The following is a 13,521-nucleotide window of genomic DNA, read 5'->3' as shown; positions in this document are numbered from 1 at the left end:
GCGCGCCGCAAGTCGTGCATCCACCGTGGCACGGTCTACGTTCGGCCTGGACTCCACCGGCAACTTGGGGTGTGCCAGCAGTTCGTCGTCTCATGGCCCGTTTAGGGCCATGAACTCGAGGGAACAAGGCGGACGCTGACGACTACCTTCAGCGCGTCGAGACCGGCACACCCGGAGAAGACCTTCTCCGGCGTGTAGCCCTCGAGGTTCGCCTAGCACTTCGCTGCCGAGCGCCATCGCGCTGTCCGCGGCGCACGTCTTCAGGCGACGCAGGCGGGCAAGCCGCAGCGCTTCGAGTTGCTGCCGATTGGTTTCGGCGCCAGCAAAGACGAGTGACCGTGAAAGTGGCGTCAGCGACTTGCGGACCCCCCTTCTCCCTTGCGCGGGATAAGGGCAGCGGTGAGGGAAACGGTCAGGACTCTCATCATCAGGGGTGCCTCGACAGTCATGACCATTGGCCCGAAGCCATCCAACAAGCCCCTCGCCGTCCGAAGCATTTCGCCGGTGCCCCGAGGGTGCCCGGCGAGGCTCAAATATTCCTCCGAATTAGTTCCCAATTGGGAGGAATCTGATTGACAATACGGAAACGTTGAGAAGAGAAGGGAAATGGGCAGCGAGAGCCGCTTGGCGACCCTGAAGCTCCGCAACCGATGCTCATGCGGCTCTGCCAAGGCCAGGAACTCAGCGGAGTGGAGCATGAAGCGCAGAGATCGAGGGGGCAGCGACGTCGGAGGCGGACGACGTTCGGACGCGACCAAACTGCCGACATCACCGCCCACTGCCGGTCCGTAATCGTTCACCCCCCTTAAGAAAAGGCGCCAGCCTGATGATTTGTATGGCATAGTTGCGGAACTTGCAGACGACCTGACAGATGCGGCACGATGCACCTGAGCAAACATGACCTGTTCCAGATGAACGACGAGTGGCTGAAGAAGCTGCCGGCGGAGCTCTTGCTGGAAGTGTCGAAGCGCCTGTTGCACGACGTGAAGGAGTTGCAGGATCGGCTGAATCAGAACCCGGGCAACAGCTCGCGTCCGCCGACCAGCCAACCGCCCTGGGCGAAGACAGGTGGCTCGGAGGAACAGAGTGGCGCGGCGGACGAGCGCGATACTGCCGACGTCGCTGCGGAGACGGCGGGAAGCTCGACGGAAGAGACGGAACAGGCTCCACCGGTTTATGGCCAGCGGCCATCGGCCCAGAAGGGGTCTGGGAAGCGCCCGGGCAAGCAGCCGGGCAGCGCAGGCCATGGCCGTAGTCAGAAGCTGGCGATCACCGCCCGGTGCGAGCACCGTCCCGAGATCTGCGCCGCGTGTGCGGCAGCGTTGTGGGGCGATGCGGCTTCGCAGGCTTACACGGCCTGGGACGAAGTCGACATTGCGCCGCCGGTCGAGGGCCTGATCGGGTTGACGTTCAGCGTCACCCGTCACACGCTGCTGGAAGTGAGCTGCTCCTGCGGCCATGTCAGCCGTGCGCAACCTTGGCGGGCGCCGGCCGACGGGCAATGGGATAAGGTCGAACTGGGGGAATGGCGTCTCGTGGGTCCCCGCTTGTCCGGGGTGATCGTCCTGCTGGCGCTGCGCATGCGCCTGTCGCGGGCGCGCATTCGCGAATTGCTGATGGAACTGTTCGAGTTGACGCTGAGTACCGGTGTCATCGACGAAACCATCCGTGAAGCGGGCCGCGCCAGTCTGCCGCTGGAGGACGCCTTGGTGGCCGACATCGTGCAGGCAGCGCAATTGCATGTCGATGAGACCTCGTGGCCGGAGTCCGGCACGCTGCTGTGGCTGTGGGCGTTGGTGACGACGCACACGGTGCTGTTCCTGATCGGCCCGCGCAGCCGGGAAATGCTGGAGAACGCCCTGCAGGACGGTTTTGCCGGCCTGCTCATCAGCGATGGCTACGGCGTCTATCGCGCCTGGGCAAACCGCTTGCGTTGCTGGCCGCACCTGCTGCGCAAACTGAGAGGGCTGGCTGAATCGAGCGATGCGCGAGTCTCCGGGGTGGGGCAAGAGATGGAAGGCATCATGAAGACGCTGATGGCCGCCATCTACGCGGCGCGGATCGATCCACCCCCGGAAGGACTCCCGGCCCGCTACGCGAACGAGATCAAACGACTACGGTATCTGTGCGAAGCGCATCAGACGGATCAGCACTCGGTGCTGCGTGGCGTCGTGCGCGAATTCCTCTACGACTGGGACGTGATCCTGCGCCCGGTCGCCGAGCCCCACCTGCCGCCTTCCAACAACGCCGCCGAACAGGCGCTGCGGCACTGGGTGATTTCGCGCGCCATCAGCCACGGCACACGCTCTGAAGAGGGCTCCCGTGCCTTCGCTTTCCTCGCCAGCCTCATCGAAACCTGTCGCCGTCGCGGAGCATCCGCCTGGCAGTACCTCGGCACCGTCATCGCCGCCGCTCGCAAAGGCTTGCAGCTCCCCGCCATCCCGGCAACCGTGTAGGGGAGTGAATGATTACACTTGCGGTGTCCGTGCGAAGCCACTGGGGCCTGGAGAATCGACTTCACTGGGTGCTCGACGTCAGCTTTGGCGAAGATGCCAGCACCGTGCGCAAGGACAACGCTCCACAGAACCTCTCACTCCTGAAGGAGATCGTCCTCAACCTGATTCGCCTGGATGCGGCCGACAAGACCAAGACCAGCCTGCGCCGGACGCGCAAACGTGCCGCTTGGGACAACGACGTTCGGCTCCGGATTCTCGGTCTCACGCCGCTATGACAACCGAGTGCGGAGACCCGGGTATACCCACAAACAGGCGGTCTTGGCCTTTTGCCTTCTTAGCGGTCATGCTTATGATAATGGATGTAACGCACAACAGTGGGCGTACACAACCACTTCGCGCCTTCTCGATAAATGTAATGCCCAAGCCCAACATCGTGCCCGGAGACTACCTTGAGTGGCTCGACGACAAGCGCATCATTTTTACTGCAAACACCCAACGGGGATCTCGTGCCAATTCCCTTTACCGATGGGATATCCCCGACGCCGTTACTATGATTGCAACCGCCACAAGAAAGATTTGCTTTGACGGTAAAATTCTCTACGCTATCGGAACCTTTGGCCAGACCACACTCCAGCGCATCCGCCTGACACCCCCCGATTTCTCGTCTTACACGGTATTGCCATCGACCGACCATGATTCTCAGGGCACCTATTTTGACGACCAGCAATGTCTGAACAGAGCTATACCGACGAGCTTACTCGATCGCTCTTGGGTTCGACTGGCACCACCGGATGGATATCTCGATTTCGGCCCAATTCAGTTTCAATCTGCTCCCGTTCGGGTGGCTATAGTCAGCGATGACGGCTTAGATCGACGAGAAACCGACTTATTGCTAAACGCACCGATTTTACCGATAGTTACTAAGTTTCTCCCAAAGCATGCGTACTTTTTTCACAGCCTGAATTTCACTCCCGAGGAAAAGACACGGTGGCGAAGCGGAGGATTTATTAACTCGTGGTTTATAAGTCGAGATGGATTCTTTGAATCCGTCAAAATTCCATCGGGCAGATGGGCGTTCAATGACGGAACGATCCTCATCGTACCTGCCCGAAGCGGCTTTGTAATTGTGGCTCACGGGTTTTCCAAAACAGGGGAACCGGGAAGCGCAGGCGCCTACTACTTACGTTCCCAGACCGAATCGCAACAACTCGTTTCCGGCTTTGTCAAGAACCCTAAGGTATCTCCGAATGGATGCAGACTAGCGTTTGTATCTGGGGAGTCTGCTGAACTCCTCTTCAAAACCACGAAAACCTCATCTAGAAGTCTTATAGTAATAGATCTTTGCGAAGAAAGGGGCTAATCAATGGCAACCCAAGGCGACTTTTTGGATGCAGCTTTTGCGAGCTATGAAGATGCAAGCTACCCCCCGCCGCAGGGCTTCACAAAGTCCGGAAACCCTCTGCATACGATCAACAACCCAGCAACCGGGCTCTATGTGACGGTGTATGTCAACCCCTCAAGCCAAGAATACATTGTTGCATTTAGGGGTACAGAGAATAGCAGAGACTGGGTAAACAACGCTAACCGAGGCTGGCCCCAGTACGAACAGAACCAGATACAAATACAGGGCCTGCTCAGCAGTCTTGCAACCAGCGGAAATAGAGTCCACATCACAGGACACAGCCTCGGTGGGGCATTAGCTCAATTTGCCGCTTATGATTATGCTGCTTCGCACCTGAATGCCAAGAATGAGATTTCTCTAACCACATGGAATGCTCTTGGCGCTCTTTGGGGATTGACCCAAAATCGGAGCTACGACCCCTCTGTCATGAATGGACTCTCCGCCACTCATTTCTATAGATACGACGACTTCGTCTCGAAGCTTGGCGAAGGCCACGTCGGAGGCCAAACCGTGGAACTGCGTGATCCGAATGATCAGTTTGAAGACATACTTACTGCCCATGGAAAACAAGCCCTACAATCCAGCCTGGCAAGCGGTAGTAGTGTCGTCAAATCGCCCAGCTACCTTCCTATCAGCGATGTCAGCCAGTTTGTAGCGGGCAATTTCCTGGACGGCATCCTTAAAATCAAGGACGGTAACTACGGCAAGGGTTTAGGCGATATCGCAGAGAGCATAATCGCTCTCTCTGTTCCAGGTGTCAAAGAAGTCTTAGCGATTAATCTAGGGATTCTCACTGGAGCGGCTCTAAACCACTGGGTAAAATCCGACGCGATTCCCTTTGTTGAAGCTGAGATCGAGGCATTCGTTCAGGCAACCCTAGACACCGCAGCCGATCTGGCCGCCAAGGCGAAGATGCTTGGACAGGTTGCCGTGGAGTTGGCTAATCAAGGAGCCGCTCAAATTGCAGACCTGGTTACCACGATTTCCATTGCGATACAAAATGCGCTCGGGTTTTCTGCCAATGCGGTTCAGGCAGTGACGGGTGTTATCGCACAGATCCTTGAGGATGGCTATTACGGGACAGCTGATTTTCTCGCCTCGTTCCTCGATTCCGTAGGTCTCTGGCTCCGCGATACCGCTTCGGACTTCCAGGACGCAATCGCTGCCGCCCTGCGCCGCTTACTGGATCCGATCATCGTTGATCTGGATGGCGACGGGATCGAACTGACGGCTCGCGCCGACTCCAATGTCGTCTTCGATATGGATGGCGACGGGCTGAAGGAATGGACGGGATGGATCGGCAAGGACGATGCGTTTCTCGTCATCGACGCGAACCTCAATGGCAAGATCGACTCGATTGCCGAGTTGATAGGCGATCAGAATCGATCCGGCTTCGCCGAGCTCGTCACTTACGATGCCAACGCTGACGGAATTCTAGATGCTGCAGATCCAACCTGGACCGAGTTTCGTCTGTGGCGCGATGCGAACAGCAATGGCGTCACGGATGCAGGGGAGCTGCTGACACTGGCTCAGGGTGGCATCAAGTCCATTGACCTGCACTACACCACGGTCAATTTCACTGCGGCAGGCAATCGCATCCACGAAACCTCGGTATTTGAGAAGACTGCGGGTGGAGTAGGCACTCTGGCCGATGCATGGCTGGACGTGGATAATGTCGCACAGCGTCTAGGGAGCATGGAAACGGGCAACACTACGGTCGACGGCCTGCCTAATGTCCGCAACTACGGCGACGTCCCGACACTACGCGAGGCGATGCTTGGTGACGTCGCTCTGACTACCTTGGTGAATACCGTCGTGAACCAGCAGCCCAATCAGTTGGCGGGCGTGCGAGAGCAGATCGAACAAATCCTCTTTCGCTGGGCCGACACGAACGATGTGGCGATTGATTCGCGTGGCCCAAATTTCGATGGCCGCGTGCTCGCAACCTTGGAAAAGTTATTGGGAACACCGTACCGTGCTGGCGGTATGAGCAACCCTACTCCGCAGGCGGTAGCCAACCTCGCCCAAGCCTGGGATCGCGTTGTGGACGGCATGGAAAGTCGTTTGCTCCTGGCTGGCCCGTTCAAGGACACCTTGCCCCCGACCGTTTATGATGCTGGTGTCGACCGCTTCGTCACGATCGGAACAATCGATGATGTGATCAACAGTATAAAGATCGGCCAGCCCGCGACAGACACTCTGGCGCGGGCCAACTATTGGGCCGCGGGCATTACTGTCATCAACCGCCTCGCTGAAGATTCGGGAAGCGATCCTGGTTCACTGGCTCATCGGAGCAAGATTCAGGCCGCGCTCGGGGAAATCGGTCTTGGGACCTTTCAGGATCTATTGCATGCGGGAATTTCCACCGCTGTTTTGCCGGCTGCGGGAACTCTCGACAAGGACGGCGTCTTTCGTCTCAGTGACGCCGCGGAAACGGCCAATCTTACGGCTGCTACCCAAGCGGTGTTCGCACTCGGGGGAGATGATCGCCTGATTGCCAGCAGAGCTCTCGGGTATGCCTCGGTGATGCTCGATGGTGGCCACGGTGCTGACACGCTGCAGGGCACAGACAATGCAGACTGGCTGGATGGCGGGGCGGGAGCGGACCGGATGATCGGTCTGGGCGGCGACGACACCTACATTGTGGACGACGCCGCTGATGTCGTGATCGAGAACTGGAGCGGCGGCACCGACACGGTGAAGAGCAGTGTCGACTACACGCTGGGCGGCGATCTCGAGCACTTGTCGCTGCTCGGCACCGCCAACCTCAAGGGCACCGGCAATGCACAGGCCAACACCCTGACCGGCAACAGCGGCGCCAACACACTCAGCGGCGGCGACGGCAACGACACCCTCGACGGGGGTGCCGGGGTGGACACCTTGGCGGGCGGCTTGGGCGACGATGTGTATTACCTCGACACGGCGGGCGAGACCGTCGTCGAGAACAAGAATGCCGGCAATGACAAGGTCTTCAGCAGCGTCAGCCACACGCTGGCGACGAACGTCGAAGCGCTCGAGTTGACCGGAGTCGCCAACATCAATGGCGTCGGCAATACACTGGCCAACACCCTGATCGGCAACGATGGCGCCAACACGCTCAACGGCAGCACTGGCGCCGACTGGCTGCAGGGCGGTCTGGGCAACGACATCTACGTCGTGGACGAGACTGGCGACCACGTTCAGGAGCAGGACGGTGGTGGCACCGACACCGTCCTGAGTTACATCAACTACAGCCTCGGCTGGACGCTGGAACATCTCACCCTCTTGGGCACCAGCGATATCGATGGCAGCGGCAACGACGGCAAGAACAAACTCACCGGCAACGCCGGCGACAACCGTCTCGATGGCGGTGCCGACGCGGACACCATGGCGGGCGGAGCCGGCGATGACACCTACTTCGTTGACGTTGCCGGCGACAGCGTCGTCGAAGCACTGGACGCCGGCGTGGACAGCGTGCGCAGCTACGCCAGTTTCACGCTGGCAGCGAACGTCGAGCATCTGACGCTGCTCGGGGATGCCGGTCTCAGCGGCACCGGCAACGCGCTGGCCAACCTGCTGACGGGCAACACCGGCGCGAACACGCTCACCGGGGGAGACGGCAACGACACACTCGATGGCGGCACGGGAGCGGACGTGCTCGCTGGGGGACTCGGCGATGATCGCTACTACACGGACGATGGCGGCGACACCGTCAGCGAAGCGGCGGCGGGTGGGGTCGACACGGTCTTCAGCAGCGTCAGCTGGATCCTGGGCAACCAGATCGAGAATCTCGTTCTCGGCGGCTGGTACGTCAACCTCGACGGCCAAGGCAATGCTCTGGCCAACCGCCTGACCGGCAACGACTGGAGCAACGTCCTCGACGGCCAAGGCGGTGCGGATATCCTGATCGGTCTGGGCGGCGACGACACCTATGTCGTCGATGATCCGGCGGACCTGGTGATCGAAGGACCGGTGGCCGGCACCGACACGGTGAAGAGCAGTGTCGACTACACGCTGGGCAGCGATCTCGAGCACTTGTCGCTGCTCGGCACCGCCAACCTCAAGGGCACCGGCAATGCACAGGCCAACACCCTGACCGGCAACAGCGGCGCCAACACACTCAGCGGCGGCGACGGCAACGACACCCTCGACGGGGGTGCCGGGGTGGACACCTTGGCGGGCGGCTTGGGCGACGATGTGTATTACCTCGACACGGCGGGCGAGACCGTCGTCGAGAACAAGAATGCCGGCAATGACAAGGTCTTCAGCAGCGTCAGCCACACGCTGGCGACGAACGTCGAAGCGCTCGAGTTGACCGGAGTCGCCAACATCAATGGCGTCGGCAATACACTGGCCAACACCCTGATCGGCAACGATGGCGCCAACACGCTCAACGGCAGCACTGGCGCCGACTGGCTGCAGGGCGGTCTGGGCAACGACATCTACGTCGTGGACGAGACTGGCGACCACGTTCAGGAGCAGGACGGTGGTGGCACCGACACCGTCCTGAGTTACATCAACTACAGCCTCGGCTGGACGCTGGAACATCTCACCCTCTTGGGCACCAGCGATATCGATGGCAGCGGCAACGACGGCAAGAACAAACTCACCGGCAACGCCGGCGACAACCGTCTCGATGGCGGTGCCGACGCGGACACCATGGCGGGCGGAGCCGGCGATGACACCTACTTCGTTGACGTTGCCGGCGACAGCGTCGTCGAAGCACTGGACGCCGGCGTGGACAGCGTGCGCAGCTACGCCAGTTTCACGCTGGCAGCGAACGTCGAGCATCTGACGCTGCTCGGGGATGCCGGTCTCAGCGGCACCGGCAACGCGCTGGCCAACCTGCTGACGGGCAACACCGGCGCGAACACGCTCACCGGGGGAGACGGCAACGACACACTCGATGGCGGCACGGGAGCGGACGTGCTCGCTGGGGGACTCGGCGATGATCGCTACTACACGGACGATGGCGGCGACACCGTCAGCGAAGCGGCGGCGGGTGGGGTCGACACGGTCTTCAGCAGCGTCAGCTGGATCCTGGGCAACCAGATCGAGAATCTCGTTCTCGGCGGCTGGTACGTCAACCTCGACGGCCAAGGCAATGCTCTGGCCAACCGCCTGACCGGCAACGACTGGAGCAACGTCCTCGACGGCCAAGGCGGTGCGGATATCCTGATCGGTCTGGGCGGCGACGACACCTATGTCGTCGATGATCCGGCGGACCTGGTGATCGAAGGACCGGTGGCCGGCACCGACACGGTGAAGAGCAGTGTCGACTACACGCTGGGCAGCGATCTCGAGCACTTGTCGCTGCTCGGCACCGCCAACCTCAAGGGCACCGGCAATGCACAGGCCAACACCCTGACCGGCAACAGCGGCGCCAACACACTCAGCGGCGGCGACGGCAACGACACCCTCGACGGGGGTGCCGGGGTGGACACCTTGGCGGGCGGCTTGGGCGACGATGTGTATTACCTCGACACGGCGGGCGAGACCGTCGTCGAGAACAAGAATGCCGGCAATGACAAGGTCTTCAGCAGCGTCAGCCACACGCTGGCGACGAACGTCGAAGCGCTCGAGTTGACCGGAGTCGCCAACATCAATGGCGTCGGCAATACACTGGCCAACACCCTGATCGGCAACGATGGCGCCAACACGCTCAACGGCAGCACTGGCGCCGACTGGCTGCAGGGTGGTCTGGGCAACGACATCTACGTCGTGGACGAGACTGGCGACCACGTTCAGGAGCAGGACGGTGGTGGCACCGACACCGTCCTGAGTTACATCAACTACAGCCTCGGCTGGACGCTGGAACATCTCGCCCTCTTGGGCACCAGCGATATCGATGGCAGCGGCAACGACGGCAAGAACAAACTCACCGGCAACGCCGGCGACAACCGTCTCGATGGCGGTGCCGACGCGGACACCATGGCGGGCGGAGCCGGCGATGACACCTACTTCGTTGACGTTGCCGGCGACAGCGTCGTCGAAGCACTGGACGCCGGCGTGGACAGCGTGCGCAGCTACGCCAGTTTCACGCTGGCAGCGAACGTCGAGCATCTGACGCTGCTCGGGGATGCCGGTCTCAGCGGCACCGGCAACGCGCTGGCCAACCTGCTGACGGGCAACACCGGCGCGAACACGCTCACCGGGGGAGACGGCAACGACACACTCGATGGCGGCACGGGAGCGGACGTGCTCGCTGGGGGACTCGGCGATGATCGCTACTACACGGACGATGGCGGCGACACCGTCAGCGAAGCGGCGGCGGGTGGGGTCGACACGGTCTTCAGCAGCGTCAGCTGGATCCTGGGCAACCAGATCGAGAATCTCGTTCTCGGCGGCTGGTACGTCAACCTCGACGGCCAAGGCAATGCTCTGGCCAACCGCCTGACCGGCAACGACTGGAGCAACGTCCTCGACGGCCAAGGCGGTGCGGATATCCTGATCGGTCTGGGCGGCGACGACACCTATGTCGTCGATGATCCGGCGGACCTGGTGATCGAAGGACCGGTGGCCGGCACCGACACGGTGAAGAGCAGTGTCGACTACACGCTGGGCAGCGATCTCGAGCACTTGTCGCTGCTCGGCACCGCCAACCTCAAGGGCACCGGCAATGCACAGGCCAACACCCTGACCGGCAACAGCGGCGCCAACACACTCAGCGGCGGCGACGGCAACGACACCCTCGACGGGGGTGCCGGGGTGGACACCTTGGCGGGCGGCTTGGGCGACGATGTGTATTACCTCGACACGGCGGGCGAGACCGTCGTCGAGAACAAGAATGCCGGCAATGACAAGGTCTTCAGCAGCGTCAGCCACACGCTGGCGACGAACGTCGAAGCGCTCGAGTTGACCGGAGTCGCCAACATCAATGGCGTCGGCAATACACTGGCCAACACCCTGATCGGCAACGATGGCGCCAACACGCTCAACGGCAGCACTGGCGCCGACTGGCTGCAGGGCGGTCTGGGCAACGACATCTACGTCGTGGACGAGACTGGCGACCACGTTCAGGAGCAGGACGGTGGTGGCACCGACACCGTCCTGAGTTACATCAACTACAGCCTCGGCTGGACGCTGGAACATCTCACCCTCTTGGGCACCAGCGATATCGATGGCAGCGGCAACGACGGCAAGAACAAACTCACCGGCAACGCCGGCGACAACCGTCTCGATGGCGGTGCCGACGCGGACACCATGGCGGGCGGAGCCGGCGATGACACCTACTTCGTTGACGTTGCCGGCGACAGCGTCGTCGAAGCACTGGACGCCGGGGTGGACATCGTGCGCAGCTACGCCAGTTTCACGCTGGCAGCGAATGTCGAGCATCTGACGCTGCTCGGGGATGCCGGTCTCACCGGCACCGGCAACGCGCTGGCCAACCTGCTGACGGGCAACACCGGCGCGAACACGCTCACCGGGGGGGACGGCAACGACACGCTCGATGGCGACGCGGGAGCGGACGTGCTCGCTGGGGGACTCGGCGATGATCGCTACTACACGGACGATGGCGGCGACACCGTCAGCGAAGCGGCGGCGGGTGGGGTCGACACGGTCTTCAGCAGCGTCAGCTGGATCCTGGGCAACCAGATCGAGAATCTCGTTCTCGGCGGCTGGTACGTCAACCTCGACGGCCAAGGCAATGCTCTGGCCAACCGCCTGACCGGCAACGACTGGAGCAACGTCCTCGACGGCCAAGGCGGTGCGGATATCCTGATCGGTCTGGGCGGCGACGACACCTATGTCGTCGATGATCCGGCGGACCTGGTGATCGAAGGACCGGTGGCCGGCACCGACACGGTGAAGAGCAGTGTCGACTACACGCTGGGCAGCGATCTCGAGCACTTGTCGCTGCTCGGCACCGCCAACCTCAAGGGCACCGGCAATGCACAGGCCAACACCCTGACCGGCAACAGCGGCGCCAACACACTCAGCGGCGGCGACGGCAACGACACCCTCGACGGGGGTGCCGGGGTGGACACCTTGGCGGGCGGCTTGGGCGACGATGTGTATTACCTCGACACGGCGGGCGAGACCGTCGTCGAGAACAAGAATGCCGGCAATGACAAGGTCTTCAGCAGCGTCAGCCACACGCTGGCGACGAACGTCGAAGCGCTCGAGTTGACCGGAGTCGCCAACATCAATGGCGTCGGCAATACACTGGCCAACACCCTGATCGGCAACGATGGCGCCAACACGCTCAACGGCAGCACTGGCGCCGACTGGCTGCAGGGCGGTCTGGGCAACGACATCTACGTCGTGGACGAGACTGGCGACCACGTTCAGGAGCAGGACGGTGGTGGCACCGACACCGTCCTGAGTTACATCAACTACAGCCTCGGCTGGACGCTGGAACATCTCACCCTCTTGGGCACCAGCGATATCGATGGCAGCGGCAACGACGGCAAGAACAAACTCACCGGCAACGCCGGCGACAACCGTCTCGATGGCGGTGCCGACGCGGACACCATGGCGGGCGGAGCCGGCGACGACACCTACTTCGTTGACATTGCCGGCGACAGCGTCGTCGAAGCACTGGACGCCGGGGTGGACATCGTGCGCAGCTACGCCAGTTTCACGCTGGCAGCGAATGTCGAGCATCTGACGCTGCTCGGGGATGCCGGTCTCACCGGCACCGGCAACGCGCTGGCCAACCTGCTGACGGGCAACACCGGCGCGAACACGCTCACCGGGGGGGACGGCAACGACACGCTCGATGGCGACGCGGGAGCGGACGTGCTCGCTGGGGGACTCGGCGATGATCGCTACTACACGGACGATGGCGGCGACACCGTCAGCGAAGCGGCGGCGGGTGGGGTCGACACGGTCTTCAGCAGCGTCAGCTGGATCCTGGGCAACCAGATCGAGAATCTCGTTCTCGGCGGCTGGTACGTCAACCTCGACGGCCAAGGCAATGCTCTGGCCAACCGCCTGACCGGCAACGACTGGAGCAACGTCCTCGACGGCCAAGGCGGTGCGGATATCCTGATCGGTCTGGGCGGCGACGACACCTATGTCGTCGATGATCCGGCGGACCTGGTGATCGAAGGACCGGCGGCCGGCACCGACACGGTGAAGAGCAGTGTCGACTACACGCTGGGCGGCGATCTCGAGCACTTGTCGCTGCTCGGCACCGCCAATCTCAAGGGCACCGGCAATGCACAGGCCAACACCCTGACCGGCAACAGCGGCGCCAACACACTCACCGGCGGCGACGGCAACGACACCCTCGACGGGGGTGCGGGCAATGATACCCTGCTGGGTGGATCCGGCGCCGATAGCTTGACTGGGGGTGACGGCCAAGATGTTTTCAAGTTCGTTTTCTGGAGCGACATAGGCAACATGCCGCCACCACAAACGATCAGCGATTTCACAACCGGAGACAAGATCGATTTCAGCGCTGTCGACGCAAACGAGAGTCTGGATGGAGACCAGGCCTTTGCATTCGTGGGGGCAGCCGGCTTCAGCGGTGCAGCGGGTCAATTGATGTATCAGAGTGGTGTTCTCGAAGGTGACGTCGATGGTGACCTTGTGGCTGACTTCCGAATCCAACTGGACACGTCCCCCACTTTAGCTGCCAGCGATTTTTTCTTGTAAGGCCGGTCCCGCGTGGTCTGGTACCCAAAACTGGGCCACCTCTACCTTTGCCCTTCGAACCGTCATCAATTGAATGCGTAG

3 protein-coding genes and 2 pseudogenes are annotated in these 13,521 nt (G+C 61.6%); all 5 read left to right on the top strand.

Going from position 1 to position 13,521, the window contains the following annotated elements:
• Positions 1 to 881: 881 nt before the first annotated feature.
• The 5 genes and pseudogenes from tnpC to V5B60_RS13810 all read left to right on the top strand — a co-directional run bounded on the left by tnpC (position 882) and on the right by V5B60_RS13810 (position 13,440).
• A complete protein-coding gene (tnpC, locus tag V5B60_RS13825; protein ID WP_434735332.1) occupies positions 882 to 2,456 on the top strand; it encodes an IS66 family transposase in 1,575 nt (524 codons plus the stop codon).
• A gap of 17 nt (positions 2,457 to 2,473) precedes the next feature.
• Positions 2,474 to 2,731 (top strand): annotated as a pseudogene (locus V5B60_RS13820) (transposase); the annotation flags it as partial.
• Positions 2,732 to 2,871: 140 nt separating this feature from the next.
• Positions 2,872 to 3,816: a hypothetical protein gene (locus V5B60_RS13815; RefSeq protein WP_332347609.1), complete on the top strand. Its 945-nt coding sequence runs from the start codon at positions 2,872 to 2,874 to the stop codon at positions 3,814 to 3,816.
• Between the two features lie 3 nt (positions 3,817 to 3,819).
• Positions 3,820 to 4,212 (top strand): annotated as a pseudogene (locus V5B60_RS22265) (lipase family protein); the annotation flags it as partial.
• A gap of 681 nt (positions 4,213 to 4,893) precedes the next feature.
• On the top strand, positions 4,894 to 13,440 hold the full coding sequence (locus V5B60_RS13810) for a calcium-binding protein (RefSeq protein WP_332347608.1): 8,547 nt from the start codon (positions 4,894 to 4,896) through the stop codon (positions 13,438 to 13,440).
• The last annotated feature ends 81 nt before the right edge of the window (positions 13,441 to 13,521 follow it).

The organism is Accumulibacter sp. (genome assembly GCF_036625195.1).
GTDB lineage: Bacteria > Pseudomonadota > Gammaproteobacteria > Burkholderiales > Rhodocyclaceae > Accumulibacter.
Note: the sequence above shows the minus strand (reverse complement) of the source record. Positions and strands in the feature narration are given on the sequence as shown.

Coding starts and splice junctions, on each gene's coding strand:
- V5B60_RS13815 (WP_332347609.1), top strand. CDS start 2,872: ATGCCCAAGCCCAACATCGTGCCCGGAGACTACCTTGAGTGGCTCGAC.
- tnpC (WP_434735332.1), top strand. CDS start 882: ATGCACCTGAGCAAACATGACCTGTTCCAGATGAACGACGAGTGGCTG.